Raw genomic sequence first — 19,115 nt, 5'->3', positions numbered from 1 at the left:
AAGTAGATATAATTTTAAGTAAATTAGAACATAAAAATTTAAAATAATTCTAAACTATATTAAACAAATACCATATTATTCAAAAAAATATGTAGTATTTTTATGCAAAATTTTGAACTACTATAAATTAATTAATTTATAGGAAGTGAGTAATAGTATTTTATGATGAACTATAGTATAGATAAAATAATTAAGTTTTTTTGGAGGGGTAAATGATGAAAAAAAGATTTTTTGCTTTTGTATTACAGTTATTAATTCTGTTTATCTTAGGAGGATGCAGCTCAACACCCAAAGATGCTTCAAATACTTTAGAAATTACACAACCAGATGAAAAAATAATTCAGGAGTACCTGGATTCAAAAACAAATGATATTAGTGCACCTAATCAAGAGGGCGAAATGTACAGTGCATTTGAAATTTTTGGAACAGACGATAATAAAATATATGTATGGATGCTAAAATATGAGTATTTAGGTCAAGGAAAAGCGGTAACAAATGGAGTATCAACACCTATAGTTCTATACATCGAATCCAAAGATGGCGAAATAGAAATTGAAAATCATAAGTCTCCCAAAGATGGGGAGGAATATGGTGAAAGTTTAAAAAAGCTTTTTCCTCAGAAAGTAATTGAGAAAATGAATAATAATCATAACGATCTTATAGACCAACTTGAAGAAATTATACAAAATAGAATTAAAGAAGATGTATAAAGCTAATTATCAACAATAATGTGTTAATGAGTAATCTTAAAATATTAGGAATTAGTTAATAAAAATTCAGCCTAAAACTTTAATAGTTATATATTAGAGTGAGCATTATAATCAATTCATAACAGTATTAAATTAAGGATTAAATGATATATTGAAAAAAGGGGAAATAAAGTGAAAAAAAATAAAATTATTTTAATATTAGCACTTACTTTAATATTAACAGGATGTACAATAAATAAAAATTTAAAAGTTAAGAAGGAAATTGAAAATATTAATACCCAAATTGATTCCGAAGTAAATAGTGATTTAAATGATAGAAATAATAAAGATTCAAATATCAATTTAAGAAATATAGTAAGTAATAAAAAAGAAGTTTCTACTATTAAAAGCAATAAGAATACACCAAATCTAGAAGTTAGAAATAAAGATATTTCAGAAGAGTATATACGAGCTATAGGTATAGTAAAAGAGTTTTGTAGAAACAATTCATTAGAAATAAAATATATACAACCTATTAGCGATAGAATTGCTAGTCTTAAAGATTTTCCTAATGATGAACATTATATATTACTAAATAATTTAGCAACTTTAGGGGCAGAGACAATTCAGTATTTTACTGATGAAGAAAATTTAAATATTGATTTAAGTATAAATACTACTGAGGCTTCTGGCGATATAGATAATAACTTTGTAATATTTGGTAAAACTTATAGTGATGTAAAATATAAAGCTTCAATTCAAAATGTAAATGACAAGTTTGACTTTAAAGATTCTAAATTAAATGAATTTAGAAATCTAATACTTGAAGATCAGGTGTTAGATTATGATAAGTTAAATGACTATATTAAAAATATTTATTCAGGAGAATATGACTCAGACACTGTATTTCTAAATAAAATTGATGATAATAAATATGAGGTAATTAGAATAGAAAATAATAATTGTTATTATAACCTAGTTTATGATCCTCTATTTTAATCTAAATTATAAAGGATAGAGAACAATATAAAAGTTAATAAAAAAATTAATATTAATCATTAAAAGTACCGTATTATTCCAAAGAGAAAATATAATATTTTTTAGTGCTAAATTCAGAAAAAGTACTTAATTTTAATATTTTTAGAACTAAATAATATTTCACAATAGTAATTTAAGGAGATGATTATTATAAAAAATTGTATTGAATGCAATCATAGCTTCACGTTTCAGGATAGGTTAAAAAGTATTTTAAATTTGAAAGGATATTTGAAATGTCAACAATGTAACTCTGTTTATAGACCTGAACCAAATTTATATAGGGGAATATATTATGGATTAGTTATTTTTATAGCACTTACTGTATTTGATTACATTGATTTTATCAATTATATATTAGGTCTAATATTGCTTATTTTTATTTTAGTTCCAGTTTTATCTTTGTTTCATGTTTTACCTCACAGGTGGCACAAATATAAAAAAATAAATTAAATTATTATTCAGAAAGAATATGCAGTATTTTTAAGTTGAAAATCTAGAAAAAGTACTTAATTCTAAACTATTAGGAATTAGTTAATAAAAATTCAGCCTAAAACTTTAAAAGTAAGATATTAGAGTTAGCATTATAATCAATTCACAACAGTATTATAATGAGAAGCAAAAATATGTTCAATACAACATAAATAAATTAGAATTTGGAGGTAATAAAATGACGGTGTTAGGTATTAATAATATTTTGAATTGGGTTCAAATCAGTACTGGATGGGGAACATATACTTGTCCAACAGAAGAAAGAGATGGCGAGTTATATTTTAAATTCAAAAATGAGTGGCACAAAGTAGAAGATTATACCTAAGAGTATACTACTCATATGTAAAGTTAATTTTGTTCTTAGTTAAAAATCAATTATGAATGATTTTAAACTATCGCGAATTAAAAATGGACAATTAATTGTTCATTTTTTTATCGTCCAATATAAACATTAGTTTAAAACAGATCGTGCAATAAAAATATATCCTATATAGTACACATTTTTTATGTCTACTATACAGGATACATTTTATAATTCCATTTCAAATATTTGAAGCTTCCATCTTATCTCTTTTATTCATAGCTGGACATGCTCAATATTAATTAAGCATATATCTTATTATATACTACCTCTAACTATAGTTTCAATTAAATTAAATTCCTCATCAATAACTAAAAGGTCGGCATCCTTATTTACAGCTATACTTCCCTTTTTATCATATACATTAACATACTTAGCTGGATTTATACTTGCCATCTTCATTATATCGAAGATATCTACCTTAGAATGTTTTATAACATTCTTTACTGAATCTATAAAACTCATTTCTAAGTCTTTTACATTTTCATATTTACTATTATCTATTACTTCTACCCTTCCATCATCATGCTTTATCATTACTCCATTTTCCTGTGGTATAAGTGTTATCTTTCTTACATAGTGATGCCAAGGCTTATCTGTCATAGCAAGTCCACAGCAATCTGTTGATAAAATAATCTTATCGCTAGTCTTTATTCTAAGGGCTATATCAAAGGCTTCATGTTTTACTGTAAGTCCTGTTTGCTTTGCAAATTCACAATACATATCATCAAAATATAGTGCTGCTCCTACTACTCCAAGCTCTCTATGATGCATGCCTCGCATTCCACTAAAGGTATGAGTAAAACCTCCAAAACCATAATCCTTCATTTCTTTTATCTTATCAAAGGTTGATCCAGAATGACCAATGGAAATCTGTATTCCTTTATCCTTACAGAATTCAGCTACTTCTTTAGCTCCATCTAATTCTGGAGCCATAGTCATTAATTTAATTAAGTCCTTAGATTTTTGTCTATTATAAAATTCCTTCATATATTCTAGATTAGGTAATATGCAATTTTCTTCTTTTTGCATTCCCTTATATTGCTTGCTTATGAAAGGTCCTTCTAAGTGCACCCCTATCATATCTGCTCCAACTTGCTTTGATTCGTATATTTCATTTGCCTCATCTATTTGAGTCAATATTTCTTCAATAGTATCTGCTCCAGTAGTTGCAAGGAATGAAGTAACCCCTTCCTTTGGTAGATTTTTTTGCATTTCTATTATAGATTTCTTAGTTTTTTCAAACCAAAAGGAGCCTGTCCCCCATCCATGAATATGATTATCTATAAAACCTGGAATTATAGTTAAATCTCTATAATCTAATATTTCACTATCATTATCCCATTTTAAGTCACTTAATATATAATCCTTTAAATCTTTATTAATCTCTTCTTCCATTTCTACTATATCTGTTATTTTTTCATTCTCAATTCTTATAAACCCACATATCTTCTTATTTTCTAAATATATATTTTTAGAATAAATTATCATATAATCCCTCCTAATCAATATTAGAAATAATACTTAAACATTCACTAACACTTGAGCATATATTTCTAACCTTCATCTTTAAACTCTCTTTTGCACTAGAAATAATAAACCCATCATAATCTAATATCATTTTCATATCATTATATGAATCGCCCATAGTAGTTATTTTATATAAATTAATTAAATTATCTTCCAAATACTTTATTGCCTTAGATTTATTCACACCCTTTGCCACGATATCTACATTATGGCTATTGGCATAAGAAATTATGTGATTTTTAAACTTAGTATTTAAATCCTCTTCTAAGGCTTTTGTTCCTATTTCATCTTGGAACCTTTTATGAATTTGATAAACTTCACCTACTTCATTTAAATCACTATAATCTATTACCTTTATAAAATCTTTCTCACAACTTACACCCTTCCTCGGCATAACAGTAATCTTACTATTAACTCCAGATAAACTAACTCCACCTTCATAGTTATCAAGAAGATACTCTATAACCTTAAGAATAATCTCCTTATCTATAAATTCGGATAAGATATTATTTATATCCTTATCATAAATAGCTGCACCATTATTGCATATAAAATAATCAGGTATAAAATCATAATTATTAAGTAATTCTTTGATAGAATTAATATCTCTTCCAGTAGCTATAGCAAAAAGATTCCCTTGATTTTGCCAAGTCTTAATGCTTTCTATATCTTCTACTGATATTTTTCTATCTATAAATAAGGTTCTATCAAAATCTGTTACAAATAACTTCATATCTAAATTAAGAAATTAAACTTACTTAACTTCTCTCTCCTTTAAAATTATTATTAAAGGTGTAGTAAAACTATCTACATAAATAGTCTTACCACACCACAATTTTATTTCAGCATTTCATCAGCCTTCTTAAGAGCTAGCTCTGCCATCTCCACTGCTAATTTACTTCCTATACCAACATAATTTCTTGGATCTATTAGTTCCTTTATCTCTTCTTTATTGAAGATTTTTTTAACATTCTCATTTTCACAAAGAACATCAAAGAAGGTCTTTCCATTAATCTCAGTTTCCATAGAACATTCATACATTAACTCATGACCAGCATCTCGTCCTATTTTTTCAGCCATTTTCATCATTATATACTCTGCATTATCTAAACCAGCGTTTAAAGTTGCATTTTTATATAATCTTTCTTTCTTAACTACTAATCCTCTAGTTAATTCCTCTGCCCTCATTAATACTTCAAGAACTAATTCCATAGTCTCATCTAAAATAGAATCAAATAGCATATATTGACTACTATCTCCTTCAAACATTCTTGCACTAGAAGTTAAACCAACTTGAGCTAAAGAATAAAGCTTTTGACTATTTGCTATTATCCCCTTTGCATTTTTAGGATTAATCTTATGTGGCATAGTACTACTTCCAACAGTTCCAGCCTTAAAGGCTTCATAAACTTCTCCAATTTCTTCAATTCCTGTATAATAAATTTCCTCTGCCATCTTATGAAGAACATTACAAATTAACTGCATATTCATAATATACTCAAGCTTATGGGTACAAATATTCCTACTTGGAACTCTCATATAATTCATACCAATTCTCTTAGCTACGAGTTCTTGAACCTTTGGACCTATATCACCAACTGCACTATAACAGCCAACAGCTCCACCCATCATAACTTGATATATTCTCTTTTCACTTTCTTCTAATCTTTCAATATTATTGATAAGCTCACTAATCCATACTGATACCTTATATCCATAAGTTATTGGAGTTGCATGCCTTCCATGAGTTCTTCCAGGCATTACAGTATCCTTATTTTCTAAAGCTATATTAGATAAATTCCTTAATATATCTGATAAAAAAGATTTAAAAATTTTAGTTACTTCCTTTACTATATAAAGTTGCCCTGTTTGTTGTATATTTTGAGTAGTACATCCATAATGAACATACTTTCCACCTATTTCATCACAGTTCTTAACTAAAACCTTAAGTAAAGGCATAAATCCATGTCCTATTTTTTCTTTTATTTTATAAACCTCTTCTAAATCTATTTTTTCAATATTACAATTTAATGCGATGTTTTCTGCTGCTTCCCTTGGTATAAGACCTAGCTCTCCTTGACTTAAAGCAAGTTCCTTTTCAAGCATTAACCAAGTACTAATTTTATTTCTTTCAGTTAAAAGTTCTTTTACCCCTCTATCATCAATAGATTTGCTTTTAGAATCATATAATGCGCTCATGCTCTACCTCAACTCTCTTCTATTTTTCTATCAATTGTCTCAATGTATCATCTACAGCATTTTTCACAGCTTCTACATGAGGTCCAAAAACTACATGTATATGCTTTTCTGATGGTGAGAATATTCCTAAGCATCCACTTTCTCTTATTCTATCTTTATTAATTAATTCAGGTTTATCAACATCTACACGCAAACGGCTTACACAGTTTTCTACAGATAAAATATTGATTGCTCCACCTAAACCATCTATAACAATCTCAGAAATTTCTTTATATCTCTTTTCTTTTAATAAAAGACTTGCTCCTTCATCTAAATCAAAATCTTCTCTACCAGGAGTTGCTAAATTAAACTTCTTAATCATAAATATGAAAGCATAATAGAAGATTACAAAATTAATTATTCCTAGTATAACTAAATTAATCCAATTAGTATTTTCATAAAGTAAACCAAATATTCCAAAGTCAAATATAGTACCTCTTATATATCCCATCTTTACTCCTAAGAAGCCTAATGGAATAGTAGTTATACCCGCAAGTACTGAATATACAACAAATAGCAATGGACTAACTAAAAGCAAGGTGAATTCTAGAGGTTCTGTAATATTTCCCAGGAAAGCAGTTAAACAAACTGTAATAATAACACCTTTTGCAATTTGCTTGTTCTTTGCAAAAGCAGTCTTATACATAGCAAGCCCAACAGCTGGTATTCTAAATAAAGTAGTCAACATTTGAGCAGGTGCTATATAACTAGATAATGTAGACATATGTTCATTCCAAGATGGATGTGTTGGTCCTAAGTTAAATAGTATTTCATTCATAGCATTTAATACTCCAACATATTGCTTACCTTCTATCATATAAACTCCACCAGCTTCTGTAAATCTTACTATAGAAGATAAAACATGGTGTAATCCGAAAGGAATTAATAATCTATTAAGGGTCATATAAATTCCAGGTCCTACATACTTATTCATAAGAATTACAGATCCACTAATAAGAATCTCAGTAATTATTCCCCAGAAGAAAGGTAAAATTAATCCTATTGGAATCATTAATGCAAAGCTAATTATAGGAACTGACTTCTTTCCACTAAAGAATGCAAAGGCAAGTGGTAATTCCAATTTATAAAATCTATCAGTACATTTTGCTGCTACAATACCAGCGATAATTCCACCTAAAGCCTCAATCTTTAATGTTTGAACTCCTAAAACCATTCCTTGTCCTAATTGAGTCATAGTTTCTGAAGGAGCTAAAGTGCCTGTAACTGTTAAATAAACATTCATAACTACATTTAATGTTAAATAAGCTACTACAGAAGAAAAAACAGATATACCTTTTTCCTTTTTACTTAATCCATAGGCTACCCCCATAGCAAATAATAAAGGAATATTATTGAATACAACACTAGTTATACTTTTTAAGCTAGTTAGAATAGTTTGTAATACAGTATTAGAAAGCCACGGGAACTGCTCTATCATATAGCTTTGTGTAAATGCATTACAAATTCCCATTACCATTCCAATTGGGGCCATAAGTGCAACAGGTAATAAAAGGCTCCTTCCAAAGGTTTGTATGGATTGCCAAAACTTGTCCTTTTTCTTCATATTCTATTCCCCCTATAAAAAATTTTTTTAAAAAGTTTAAATAATTACTTCAAGGAATTTTGTGCACAATATCCTTTTTCTTTTATATGAAAATTTTTTAGGTGTTATAACATAATGTAATCAATTACATCTTAACTAAATTATAAATTTTATTTATTGGTTATTAAAGGATAAAATTGTGATAAATATTCTTGCAATAAATTCCCCTTAAATTTATAATTTATATAATAAAGATTTGAGGTGTGTATATGAGTATTAATAAGTCAACACTTAAATTAATCAAGTACATATTAGATAAGAAAAAAGTTAGTGTTACAAATGCTTCAATACATTTTAATCGAAATGAATCTACTATTAGACGTGAAATAGAAACAATTAATTTATATTCTAAGAATAAAGAAATAATCTTAATAGAAAACGGTATGCTAACTACGACATTAAACTATACTGAATATACTAAATTTATTCAGTCCCTATCTATAAGCGACTACTCTTCAACTGCTGATGAAAGAATAAATATTATATTAATTTCTTCCCTACTTAATGACTGTGTAAACTTAACCTCCCTTTATGAAAATCTAGGATTATCCATTACTACTAAGAAAAATGACACTAGACTCTTAAAGAAGCTATTATATGAAAATAATTTAAAGCTAATTGTCTTAAAGAAAAAAGGAATTAGAATTGAGGGGGATGAAAAAAGGTTTAGATTACTTGTTATAAAAAAATTACAACATATAATGGATGTTAATATTTATAACAATCTTGAAAGAAGAAAAGCCAATAATCCATTTGAGAACTATGCTTATACCTTATTTATTGAAAAGATATCTCCTTATAATGATGTGATAAACGAAAAACTATTATACTTTATAAATAGCATTAATGTAAACATATCTTACTTATCACGAAAATTCTTAATCCTCTATCTATCTGTTGCAATATTCCGTCAAGAAAATAATCATCCTCTAGATTCTACTACTAAAATTCCAATAAACGTCACTAATCACATAATCTTTGATAATGCTATAGAAAATCAAGGATTTAGTAATATAGTTGCTATTTTAGATACTAATCCTTCACAGCCCTTCCCCTTTGATGAAAAGTTATTAAAGCTATCTAATGTATTCGTAGATAATTTACTATCAGATATTAATGGAAGTATTATAAAGAAAGATGAACTCGTAAAAGAAGTATATTATTTTATGTACAAGCAAATTTGCTCACATTATTTAGATGTTTACTTTGATGATAAACTAGTAAATAACGTTGAAATAGTACTAAATAAAATTCATAATATAACTTCAAAGAATCAAATTATTTTTAGAGATGAATACAATATTGAACTTAATAATATTCAAGTTTCAACATTATCACTAATAATTAAGAAGTGGCTAAATATAACTGATTCCGTTAAAAGAAAAAGCTTAAAAATTATACTAGTAACTAACATTGTATATGAAAGAGTTCAGTTCTTTGAGGAATTAATAAAAGCCTATTATGATGTCAAACTAGTTGGAGTATTTACTCTTGATGATATAGATAAAATTAGAACTATTGAATATGACTTCATAATACTATTTTCAAATAGAATGCTCTCAGTGATAAAAGAAGAATTTGATAATGCAGTAAAAGTAAACTTCTTCTTAACTGATGAAGATATTAAAATGTTAAATAGTCTCGGCTTTAAACCATCAAAGAAAAGGATATTAATAGATGATTTTATAAATGAAATTAGTAATTTGAAAGCTACAACTAATGAAGAAATTATAGAGTATATAAGGGAAAACTATAATGATTACTTTCTGTAAAAAAAGCTATGCCCCAGGGGAAATTCCCCTGGGGAATTTCCCCTGGGGCATAGTTTTATATTTCTATCAATACACTCATTATTCCGCCACAGACCATCCCTTCATCTTCTGCTACATCTCCTGTCATATCAACTTCCATTTTTATAATACTTCCCTCTTGTCCATCTGCTATTAAATCTCTTGCAGCAAGAATTACTTCTCCCTCGCTACACCCCCCACCTATACTTCCAAGAATTCTACCATCTTCCCATACTATCATCTTAGCTCCTGCGCCCCTTGGCGTAGACCCCTTAGTAGATGTAATTGTAACAAGAGCTTTCCTTTCTTCTTCCTCTTTTGCAAGATTTTCTAAAACATCGATATCCATATCTGAATAATTAGTTCTTTTTTTGGAATTTGCACATTCTATCATATTAGATGTTCCTAGCCTTTTTTGTGCAATCATTTGAGAAATAATAGATATTGCTATTTCTAATGGAGTAATCCCTCCAATATTAAATCCTATAGGAGAACAAATTTTATTAACCAGTTCCTCACTATATCCATCTTCTATAAATTGATCTTTAATCCCTTTAACCCTTCTCTTTGAGCCAATCATTCCTAGATATTCTGGTTTTATATTCAAAACTGCCCTAAGACATTCTTTGTCATATTTATGACCTCTTGTAACAATTGCTACATAGTCATTTTTATTTACTCTTATTTGTTCAAAGACATTTTCAAAGCTCTCACAAATTACCTCTGTTGCTAATGGAAATCTTTCTTTATTGGCATAAGATAATCTATCATCAACAACAGTTACTTTAAATCCAATTTTGGCTCCTAAATCAGCAAGATGTTCTGAAATATTTCCTCCTCCAAATATAATTAACCTCGCTTCCGGGAAAAAAGGCTCTATTAAAAATTCCTCTTGGTTATTAATAAAACTTTTAGGAATCTTTTTATCTATTGCTACATCTATTGCATTTTTCATTTCATCATCAATGCCTAATAAACTATCTCTATTTAAATCTATTAATATTTTATCTATTCTCTTCTCATTTTTAGATGAAAGCTTAGTTACCATTACCATACTATGATTCTCTTCTAATTTATCTATAAGTTCTCCATAAATGTTTCTCATCCCAATACCCCCTTAATAGTAAGCTACTACCTAGCTTACTAAATGTATAATGGAAAATGGACTTTATCTTATTCCTTTATTCCAAAATATATCCATCTTCCATCAATATCTTCAATTACAAACTCTTTATTATGATAATCTGTCTTATGAAGTCGTTGAACTATTTTGACACCCCTTTTCTCATACTCATCCTGAAGGGCTTGCTGGTCTTTAACAATCACATAAGCGTCTCCACCGTATCCATATAACTTTCGGTTTGGAATGACTTTTTGCCCATTTGACTGTGTCAATATAAATTCAACACCATCCCTATACAAACATATATGTTTCTCATTTGCATCTAAATAGTCAACTCTCCGAAACCCCAACAGCGTTTCATAATAAGTTGCAGTTCTACATATATCAGGTGTGGGGAAAACACAATGTGATGCCCACAGTTTCATATTTATCGCCTCCATAAATTCTCATTTATCCAGTAGTTTTAATAAACAACTAACTCAATAATACAATTATTCATTACTATATATTTTTATATAATCTTCTTTAATGCTTCTACTAATCCTTCTACATCTTTTATAGTGTTCTCTTTACCAAAGGTAAATCTAAGTGAACATTGTGCCTCTTCATGGGATAGTCCTATTGCTTTCAATACATATGAAGGCTTTGGCAGACCTACTGCACAGGCTGAACCACTTGAAACTGCAAATCCCATTTTATCTAACTTTACTATCATTGATTGTGCTTCTCTTCCCTTAAATACGATATTTGCATTTCCAGGCAATCTATCAGTAGAATGTCCATTTAACTTTGTATCTGGAAAACTATTTAGAATTTCCTTAATGGCTTTATCTCTTAAAGTTCTTATGTGTTCTTGATATTCATTTAAATTATTATTTGCTATTTCACTAGCCTTTCCCATTCCAACAATAGAAGCAAGATTTTCTGTACTTCCTCTCTTACCTTTTTCTTGTTCTCCACCATCTAGAAGTGATTTTATTCCTATCCCTTCTTTGATGTACAAAGCACCTACGCCTTTGGGACCATAAAATTTATGTGATGACATCGATAATAAATCAACATTTAACTTCTCAACATCTATAGGTATTGAACCAATAGCTTGTACAGCGTCTGTATGAAATATTATTCCCTTTTCTCTAGCTATCTTCCCTATTTCCTCTATAGGCTGAATAGTTCCTATTTCATTATTTGCCATCATAATACTTATTAAAATCGTATCTTTTCTTATAGCTTTATTTAAATCTTCAATTGATATTTTGCCATCTTTATCAACAGGCAAATAGCTTATTTCAAAACCTTCCTTTTCTAATCGTTTACAACTATTTATTATTGCATGATGTTCTATAGAAGAAGTTATTATATGCTTGCCCTTATTTTTATAATATTCAGCAATACCTTTAATTGCCCAGTTATCAGCTTCTGTTCCTCCACTTGTAAAATATATTTCATTCTTCTTAGCATTTATAGCAGTGGCTACCTGATCCCTTGCCTTTTCTATAGCTCTCTTACTTTTTCTTCCCAGACTATAAATCGAAGATGGATTACCATACTGATTAGTTAGATAAGGAAGCATTTCTTTAAGAACTTCATCATCAATTGCTGTTGTTGCTGCATGATCTAGATATATCACCTTATCTTCACAAATATTTCCTTCCAAAAACTCACCCCTATTTTATTTATATTTATTTTCTTTATATGCACATTTTAGCATATTTTTTATTTAATATGAACTATTATTGACAACTACCACCTACCATATTTAAGAAACCACATTATCAAGATACTGAATATATGATAATTAATTAAACACACCTTGTAACCATTAAGAATAAATTATATTTAATAGATGATATTCCTAGGAGGTATAATGATTAACTTCTTATCAATTACCGGTACTATAACCGCTATAGATGATATTTGGATCAATGAATCAAAGGAAACCTTAGGCTGCTATAAGCAAATATCCATTCAGGATGATAATGGTAATACAACTAATTTTGTTGTGTCTCCCGATACCTATATTTTGAATAATGAAATACTTCTTCCAGGTGATATGGTAACAGGCTATTATGATGGTAATGCTCCTGTTATACTAATATACCCTCCACAATACAGAGCTCTTGTCATGCACAAAACCAGATCATTTCCTAATATCAAGGTAAGCTATTTCAATTCTCAGTTTATTAGTAGTGATAATCAGCTTAAACTCAATATATCACCTTCTACACTAATGGTTATTAGAAATGGGCAGCTATTTTCTCAAAACCCAGCTAATCACAACCTTCTTGTTATTTATGGAGCAACTACGAGAAGTATCCCAGCTCAAACTACACCTATTGAAATTATTGTACTGTGTTAATACAATAGGCGATGGAATTTTGACCATTGCCTATTAAATTTTCTAACCTAAGTTGCTGTCCATAATGAGCTCCAAGCCTCACTAGAATCGTATTCTTTTATGGAAAATATGATGTAATTGAATAGAATAAAATAGCATGTATTAAAACAATAAATGTTTTAATACATGCTATTTTTTAATTTCCCCATAAATCAACTTGTTGACCATAATAAATTTCAATATCTAACCCTTGTTCCTTAGTTAAAAGACTTGCTTCTTTTACTTTTTCCCTTACTTCACATATCAACACCCTATATTACCCCCCATTTAGGTAATGTGGTGTATATATTAATTTTTTTATCCCCTTATTTTACCTGCTTTAATATCTTTATTGTCATTCCCCTTGATTGAGATGCATCTTCAATATTTCAAATCAAAGAGGAATGCACACATACCATAATAATGCCCCTTTTTTATTTATATATCTTAATATATAAATTATACAATTTAATTTCCTCTAATGTATCTAATATTCTTCATAATAAAATATTAAAATATGTTTATACACCTTATTGCAAATTAAAATTGTTTTACAGAATTGTCTAATATAGCGCTAAAATCAACTTTTGTTATACTAAAATTATATCATATTTATATTATTTTTCTACAAAAAGCGTTCATCATTTTTAGACAACTTATTTCCTTTTATTTCGACATTTTTTACTTCTGTTCAAATTATATTATTGTTTTATTAGCAGATAATTTATGTAAGTATCTAACTTTGTTATTTCCATAAATTCTAATAAACATAGAGAACTACACCTGGAGTTATATTAATTTAATTTAATATAATAAATCCTCAAAGGACTTCTCCCTTGAGGACTAATTAAAATATATTAATGACATCTATCGCATGGATCAGTTTTTCCACTCTCTTGTATTGTTCCTTCTAAAATAGTTTTACTTCTAGATAAAGTTGAGCAACCCTTTGTAGTGTGATAGCTTTTCCCATTTGGTGTCCAATATACTGTTCCAGAGTTACTAGTGCTGCCTGTAGAATTACTACTTTGATTACTAGTAGAGCCTGAGTTGTTAGATGAATTGTTTGTTTCTAAATTTGCATTGTATTCATCAGGATTCACATTATCAAATTCATCTCTAATTACATTACCATTGATTGTGTATGTATAGCTATAATGACTTGGTATTTGTGTATTTGTATCTGGATAAGTTATTATTGCAACAAAATCTGTGCAACCCCCAGCATCTCTTATAGCCTTTTCCATATAGGCTTGGTCCCCATGTCTATTAAGTGTACTATTCTGAGGAGTTATATTATACGCATTAGAAACCCCACCAAGTGAATCTGCTATAATATGCCCCTCGTCCAACGTCGAACTTTCAACTCCTGGAACTTTCGCTTCATCTGGATAATATCTTCCCTCTGAATTAACAGGTTCTGTTGAATCGTCTTGTAAGATTATTTCCTTTGCTATTACTTTAACTAATTGCCCATATTCATTCGTAAAAGCATAATATTCTCTATCTCCAAACCCTATATCAACTACAACATTAGGTTCCCTATATCCAGATAGATCTCCACCATAAACTTCAATTAATCTATATCCTTCAAATATATTTTCTGTGCTATCAATTGAAATTTGTTCAGATTTATCACCATTTGAATCTTGTTTAACATCAGTATCTTCTGTAGTTAAACTCTCTACTGTTGTCTCATTTTCTTTATCTTTATTTACAATTACTACTTCTTGTTGATTGCCTGTATTTACATCTATTGGCATACTTGAACAGCCAATCATTAAAGCAGCTAACATAATTCCGAATAAAGTTGAATATATAAATTTTTTCATTTCGCATAAGTCCCCCCTAACTACTTAATCACTCAACTATTTTATCATGGTTCAGTAGTTAAATTTTTGAACTTTTTATGAAATGAATATTAATACATATAATTATTTATTTAAAACTTTAGACAATTTGTTGATTAATAATTCTATAAACACAAAATTTAACGCTTGGCTATCAATGAAAAAGCTATCTTTAGTTAATGAAAATGATGGTAAAACTATTATATTAGATAGTAACTTTGAAAACCTAGATTTACTATTTTGAGTTATCAATGCAATTTTACAATTATTCTTTAAAGAGTTTTCTATAGATTCATTAATAATCGTAGTTAAGGAAGATAATGAAAAATAAATATTTAAATCTTTTTTGGTAGAGAATAAAGCCTTCTCTGCTATTAAGCTGTTATCTGTTACGCTCTCTGAATCTATACCTATAGTTGTCAATCTATACTGAAGGTGTTTTGCTGCTAATCCTGTTTCATGTAATCCGTATATTTTTATCTTATTTGCATTTAGTATTTCATTTGCTAATGCTTCAATATTATTATCCAAATTACTTTCATTAATTATTGCTAGTTTTTCAATAAATAATTTAATGATTTCCTTTGAAGAATCATCTGTATTCTTTTCAATATTTCCAGAGTGTATATACCTTGATAATTCATACTTAAACTCTGAAAACCCCTCATATCCACACTTCTTACAAAATCTTAATAAAGCTGATTTTGAAACACCCATCTTATACGCTGCTGTAACTAATGGAAAGCAAGCAATTATATCAGGATTACCAAAAATCAATTCTTTTATTTTAATTTCTGACTGTGTAAACTCATTTTCATGTAACAAAATTACATCCATTGGATTCATAATTTTTTCTCTCCTTATAACCATATATTACTAAATATTATATCATACTTTTTACATTTGGGAAATTTCTCAAAATTAGTGAGAAAAAGTATTTATTTTAATTTAAATCCATGCTATTATAAAATTGTAAATATTTTCTAGGAGGCTTCAGGAAATTATATATCTAATATCAAAATTATTATTATATTAATTAAATCAATGTTTTTCTTAGTATTATTAAAAAGGAGAAAGGATTATGGAAAAAATCACAAACTTTATTGAGGAGCGTCTCGCACCTCCTTTAATCAAAATATCCGAAATGAGATACTTACAAGTAATACAAAAAACATTTATGACTACAATGCCAATTCTTATTTTTAGTTCATTATTGATTTTAGTAGCTGCCTTGCCTATTCCTGGTTGGAGTGAAATAGTTGCCCCATTTGCTGGAAAGCTTTGGGCTGGAGTTAATTCTACTTTAGGCCTTCTATCAGTATGTATATCAATTGTAACTGGATATTTCTTAGGTGAATATTATAAGAATCGTGGTTCTAAAATAAAACCAATAATGACAGCTTTAATTGGATTCTTAAGCTTTTTGATGTTCTTTCCTATGTTTAGTACTGAAGATGGAAAGCTAGTAATAGAAGCTGCTAACTTTGGAAGTTCAGGCATGTTTTCTTCATTATTCATATCAATAATCGCAGTAGAAATTTATAGATTCTTAATAAATAAAAACTTTACTATAAAGCTTCCTGAAGGCGTACCCCCTATGGTTTTAGATGCATTCACAGCATTAATACCATCTATGGTAGTATTGCTAATCTCATGGTTTATATCACATGTACTAAGTTTAGATATACCTACTATAACGAATAAAGTTTTTGCACCTCTTGTATCTGCAGGTAAAACCCCTCTACCACAATTTTTATCATTCTTCTTAGATAGAGTGTTATGGTTTACTGGAATTCATGGATCTAACGTAGTTGGAAGTGTTATGGCCCCAATTTGGACAACCATGATAACTGAAAATATGGAAGCATATAAAGCTGGTGCAGAAGTAATACCAAACTTATTTACTACAGAATGGTGTGGTTACTTTATCCGTATTTCAGTATTGCCAATTGCATTTTTAGCTGCTAGATCAAAGGTAAAAAGATATAGTACACTTGGAAAATTATCATTACCTGCATCAATATTTAATATTGCAGAGCCAGTAATGTTTGGATTACCACTAGTTTTAAATCCTATACTATTTATACCATGGGTATTTGGATTCTCCTTCTTATGGATATGGACATATATATTTACTGCAATAATTCCAATGATACCACCAATTATTACTCAAGTTACATGGACAGTTCCAGCACCTATTGGAGCATACTTAGGTACTGGAGGTAGTATTTTTGCACTATTCTTTAGTATTGCAAACTATTTTATACTTGGATTAATTTTTTATCCATTCTTTAAAACTTTAGAAAGACAAGAAATGAAAAAGGAAATTGAAGGGATAGAGGAAGTATATGAAAATCATTAATTACTCACAAAAATATGAAGAGAAAGTAGTTAACCTTTGGAATGAATGTCTTATAAAAGATATTATTTCAATAGAGGAATTTAGAAAACAAGTATTATTTGATGATAATTTTAATACCGAGCTTGCATTAATAGCCGTAGAAGATGAAGAAGTTCTAGGATTTATATTAGCTACTAAGAGACAAGTCCCCTATTTAGATAGAGGGCTTGAACCAGAAAAAGCTTGGATAAATATAATTTTTGTAAAAGAAAATCACAGACAAAATAATATAGGTAAGCAATTAGTAGCGCAAATAGAACAAAAATTATTATCAAAAGGAACTAAAAATATAATACTTGCTTCATACAGCCCAAATTATTTCTTCCCTGGAATAGATGTTGATAGCTATCAAGAGGCTATAGGCTTTTTTGAAAAACTAAATTACAAAAATACTGGTGAAGCAGTAAGTATGCAAAGAAGTTTATGGGACTATAAAATTCCAGATAAAATAATTGAGAAAAAGGCCAAGTTAGAGCAAAGTGGATATATATTCAAAAAATTTGACTATAAATATTCATTAGACCTTTTGGACTTCCTTGGGAAGAACTTTGGTGGTGGCTGGAAGAGAAATGCATTAATGGCTATGCAAAATTATGAGGCTGAAAAGCTTATATGGCTTGCTCTAGATAATTATGATAATGTAGTTGGATTTTGTATGAGAAAAATGGATGGCAATGATTGTAGATTTGGTCCATTTGGTGTTAGAGAAGACTTAAGAAGCACTGGTATTGGCGGAGTTTTATTTAACTTAATGATGGATGATATGAAGAAAAATAAACTCTACTATCTATACTTCTTATGGACTCATGGAGCAGGAATGAGATTTTATCAAAGACATGGAGTTGAAATCTATAGAAGCTACTACTTATATAGTAAAAAACTTATTTAGTTTCTATATTAATATAAATTGAAAGATTCGGAGGATATTATGGACAATATAAAGAGAGTTGTAAGTGTAGGGGCTCATCCATTAGATGCAGAGTTAATAGGTGGACCATTAATAATAAAATATTCCAAATTAGGAGCTAAATGCACCTTTATGCATGTTACTCAGGGAAGGCTTGAAGATCCAAATGCTACTAAAGAAGAAAATGATGCATATATTAAAGATTTAATTAATCAAAATATAAATGTAGCAAATGCTATGAATGCTGAATGTGTACCTTTAGGATATTCATCAAAAGCCCTTCCAACAGAAGCAGAATTTGCTAAAATCTTAGCTGACTACTTCACTAAAGAAAAAGTAGATTTAGTTTTAACACATCATAGTGGAACTATGCACCCAAGACATTATTACACTCACTACACAGTTACAGAAGCTATAAAACTATGTCGAGCAAATGGGATGAATATTAAACTTCTTTATGGTGAAAATTGCGAAGATTTAGTTGGATTTATCCCTCAAGCATATTATGAGTTAAGTGAAGATGAAGTGGAAACTTGGTTTAACGCATTAAGAAAGTATGAGATATTCAATGGAAAAATCAATACTGTTCCATATTATGAGTATTATAGTACGATGGGAAAAGTAAGAAGTATGGAATGTGGAAGCAGAAGCTTTACTAAAGCTTATATGTATGCTTCATTAATTGAAAAACTATAAATACAAGGAGCTGCCTAGGCAGC

The 19,115-nt window shown here is 28.8% G+C and carries 17 protein-coding genes; 8 read left to right on the top strand and 9 right to left on the bottom strand.

The features are described from left to right. The first annotated feature begins 212 nt into the window (after nucleotides 1–212). The 3 genes from QK892_RS14460 to QK892_RS14450 all read left to right on the top strand — a co-directional run bounded on the left by QK892_RS14460 (nucleotide 213) and on the right by QK892_RS14450 (nucleotide 2,541). On the top strand, nucleotides 213–710 hold the full coding sequence (locus QK892_RS14460; RefSeq protein WP_317274255.1) for a hypothetical protein: 498 nt from the start codon (nucleotides 213–215) through the stop codon (nucleotides 708–710). A 171-nt stretch (nucleotides 711–881) separates the two neighbouring features. Further along, nucleotides 882–1,688: a hypothetical protein gene (locus QK892_RS14455; RefSeq protein ID WP_317274254.1), complete on the top strand. Its 807-nt coding sequence runs from the start codon at nucleotides 882–884 to the stop codon at nucleotides 1,686–1,688. Between the two features lie 706 nt (nucleotides 1,689–2,394). Further along, the gene (locus QK892_RS14450; RefSeq protein WP_317274253.1) at nucleotides 2,395–2,541 is read left to right on the top strand and encodes a hypothetical protein; all 147 of its coding nucleotides are present in this window, start codon (nucleotides 2,395–2,397) and stop codon (nucleotides 2,539–2,541) included. A 294-nt stretch (nucleotides 2,542–2,835) separates the two neighbouring features. Here the strand turns inward: QK892_RS14450 and nagA are convergent, their stop codons facing one another. The 4 genes from nagA to QK892_RS14430 all read right to left on the bottom strand — a co-directional run bounded on the left by nagA (nucleotide 2,836) and on the right by QK892_RS14430 (nucleotide 7,909). Then, entirely contained in the window at nucleotides 2,836–4,068 is a 1,233-nt protein-coding gene (gene nagA / locus QK892_RS14445; RefSeq protein WP_317274252.1) for an N-acetylglucosamine-6-phosphate deacetylase, read from the bottom strand. 10 nt (nucleotides 4,069–4,078) lie between these two features. Then, a complete protein-coding gene (locus tag QK892_RS14440) occupies nucleotides 4,079–4,840 on the bottom strand; it encodes an HAD-IIB family hydrolase (protein WP_317274251.1) in 762 nt (253 codons plus the stop codon). 104 nt (nucleotides 4,841–4,944) lie between these two features. Then, a complete protein-coding gene (locus QK892_RS14435) occupies nucleotides 4,945–6,306 on the bottom strand; it encodes a class-II fumarase/aspartase family protein (RefSeq protein ID WP_317274250.1) in 1,362 nt (453 codons plus the stop codon). A 19-nt stretch (nucleotides 6,307–6,325) separates the two neighbouring features. Further along, on the bottom strand, nucleotides 6,326–7,909 hold the full coding sequence (locus QK892_RS14430) for a PTS transporter subunit EIIC (RefSeq protein ID WP_317274249.1): 1,584 nt from the start codon (nucleotides 7,907–7,909) through the stop codon (nucleotides 6,326–6,328). 248 nt (nucleotides 7,910–8,157) lie between these two features. Here QK892_RS14430 and QK892_RS14425 point away from each other — a divergent pair, with 248 nt between their 5' ends. Further along, nucleotides 8,158–9,720, top strand: a complete 1,563-nt coding sequence (locus tag QK892_RS14425) for a helix-turn-helix domain-containing protein (RefSeq protein ID WP_317274248.1) — start codon at nucleotides 8,158–8,160, stop codon at nucleotides 9,718–9,720. 55 nt (nucleotides 9,721–9,775) lie between these two features. Here QK892_RS14425 and QK892_RS14420 read toward each other — a convergent pair whose 3' ends face one another. The 3 genes from QK892_RS14420 to nifS all read right to left on the bottom strand — a co-directional run bounded on the left by QK892_RS14420 (nucleotide 9,776) and on the right by nifS (nucleotide 12,518). Further along, entirely contained in the window at nucleotides 9,776–10,843 is a 1,068-nt protein-coding gene (locus QK892_RS14420; protein ID WP_317274247.1) for an XdhC/CoxI family protein, read from the bottom strand. A 68-nt stretch (nucleotides 10,844–10,911) separates the two neighbouring features. Further along, the gene (locus QK892_RS14415; RefSeq protein WP_317274246.1) at nucleotides 10,912–11,286 is read right to left on the bottom strand and encodes a VOC family protein; all 375 of its coding nucleotides are present in this window, start codon (nucleotides 11,284–11,286) and stop codon (nucleotides 10,912–10,914) included. Nucleotides 11,287–11,372: 86 nt separating this feature from the next. After that, entirely contained in the window at nucleotides 11,373–12,518 is a 1,146-nt protein-coding gene (gene nifS, locus QK892_RS14410) for a cysteine desulfurase NifS (RefSeq protein WP_317274245.1), read from the bottom strand. Nucleotides 12,519–12,728: 210 nt separating this feature from the next. Here nifS and QK892_RS14405 point away from each other — a divergent pair, with 210 nt between their 5' ends. Continuing rightward, nucleotides 12,729–13,220 (top strand): hypothetical protein, encoded by a 492-nt coding sequence (locus QK892_RS14405; RefSeq protein ID WP_317274244.1) that lies wholly within the window; start codon nucleotides 12,729–12,731, stop codon nucleotides 13,218–13,220. 875 nt (nucleotides 13,221–14,095) lie between these two features. Here the strand turns inward: QK892_RS14405 and QK892_RS14400 are convergent. After that, nucleotides 14,096–15,070 (bottom strand): DNA/RNA non-specific endonuclease, encoded by a 975-nt coding sequence (locus tag QK892_RS14400; RefSeq protein ID WP_317274243.1) that lies wholly within the window; start codon nucleotides 15,068–15,070, stop codon nucleotides 14,096–14,098. A gap of 102 nt (nucleotides 15,071–15,172) precedes the next feature. Further along, nucleotides 15,173–15,934, bottom strand: a complete 762-nt coding sequence (locus QK892_RS14395; protein WP_317274242.1) for a MurR/RpiR family transcriptional regulator — start codon at nucleotides 15,932–15,934, stop codon at nucleotides 15,173–15,175. Nucleotides 15,935–16,169: 235 nt separating this feature from the next. Here QK892_RS14395 and QK892_RS14390 point away from each other — a divergent pair, with 235 nt between their 5' ends. Genes QK892_RS14390 through QK892_RS14380 form a run of 3 tightly spaced genes read left to right on the top strand, consistent with a single transcriptional unit; the run spans nucleotide 16,170 to nucleotide 19,092 of the window. After that, nucleotides 16,170–17,450 carry a PTS sugar transporter subunit IIC gene (locus QK892_RS14390; RefSeq protein WP_317274241.1) on the top strand — a complete coding sequence of 427 codons (1,281 nt, stop codon included), beginning with the start codon at nucleotides 16,170–16,172 and terminating at the stop codon, nucleotides 17,448–17,450. Beyond that, a complete protein-coding gene (locus QK892_RS14385) occupies nucleotides 17,437–18,378 on the top strand; it encodes a GNAT family N-acetyltransferase (RefSeq protein WP_317274240.1) in 942 nt (313 codons plus the stop codon). Before QK892_RS14390 ends, QK892_RS14385 begins: the two co-directional genes overlap by 14 nt. A gap of 39 nt (nucleotides 18,379–18,417) precedes the next feature. After that, nucleotides 18,418–19,092: a PIG-L deacetylase family protein gene (locus QK892_RS14380; RefSeq protein WP_317274239.1), complete on the top strand. Its 675-nt coding sequence runs from the start codon at nucleotides 18,418–18,420 to the stop codon at nucleotides 19,090–19,092. Nucleotides 19,093–19,115: the final 23 nt, after the last annotated feature.

The sequence above is a fragment of the Clostridium lamae genome (assembly GCF_033043255.1).
GTDB lineage: Bacteria > Bacillota > Clostridia > Clostridiales > Clostridiaceae > Clostridium > Clostridium lamae.
Note: the sequence above shows the minus strand (reverse complement) of the source record. Positions and strands in the feature narration are given on the sequence as shown.

Bases quoted from the DNA above. Each gene is read 5' to 3' on its own strand.
- QK892_RS14385 (WP_317274240.1), top strand. From the start codon at position 17,437: ATGAAAATCATTAATTACTCACAAAAATATGAAGAGAAAGTAGTTAAC.
- QK892_RS14435 (WP_317274250.1), bottom strand. From the start codon at position 6,306: ATGAGCGCATTATATGATTCTAAAAGCAAATCTATTGATGATAGAGGG.
- QK892_RS14390 (WP_317274241.1), top strand. From the start codon at position 16,170: ATGGAAAAAATCACAAACTTTATTGAGGAGCGTCTCGCACCTCCTTTA.
- QK892_RS14400 (WP_317274243.1), bottom strand. From the start codon at position 15,070: ATGAAAAAATTTATATATTCAACTTTATTCGGAATTATGTTAGCTGCT.
- QK892_RS14420 (WP_317274247.1), bottom strand. From the start codon at position 10,843: ATGAGAAACATTTATGGAGAACTTATAGATAAATTAGAAGAGAATCAT.
- nagA (WP_317274252.1), bottom strand. From the start codon at position 4,068: ATGATAATTTATTCTAAAAATATATATTTAGAAAATAAGAAGATATGT.
- QK892_RS14405 (WP_317274244.1), top strand. From the start codon at position 12,729: ATGATTAACTTCTTATCAATTACCGGTACTATAACCGCTATAGATGAT.
- QK892_RS14380 (WP_317274239.1), top strand. From the start codon at position 18,418: ATGGACAATATAAAGAGAGTTGTAAGTGTAGGGGCTCATCCATTAGAT.
- QK892_RS14395 (WP_317274242.1), bottom strand. From the start codon at position 15,934: ATGAATCCAATGGATGTAATTTTGTTACATGAAAATGAGTTTACACAG.
- QK892_RS14430 (WP_317274249.1), bottom strand. From the start codon at position 7,909: ATGAAGAAAAAGGACAAGTTTTGGCAATCCATACAAACCTTTGGAAGG.
- QK892_RS14460 (WP_317274255.1), top strand. From the start codon at position 213: ATGATGAAAAAAAGATTTTTTGCTTTTGTATTACAGTTATTAATTCTG.
- QK892_RS14415 (WP_317274246.1), bottom strand. From the start codon at position 11,286: ATGAAACTGTGGGCATCACATTGTGTTTTCCCCACACCTGATATATGT.
- QK892_RS14440 (WP_317274251.1), bottom strand. From the start codon at position 4,840: ATGAAGTTATTTGTAACAGATTTTGATAGAACCTTATTTATAGATAGA.
- QK892_RS14425 (WP_317274248.1), top strand. From the start codon at position 8,158: ATGAGTATTAATAAGTCAACACTTAAATTAATCAAGTACATATTAGAT.
- QK892_RS14450 (WP_317274253.1), top strand. From the start codon at position 2,395: ATGACGGTGTTAGGTATTAATAATATTTTGAATTGGGTTCAAATCAGT.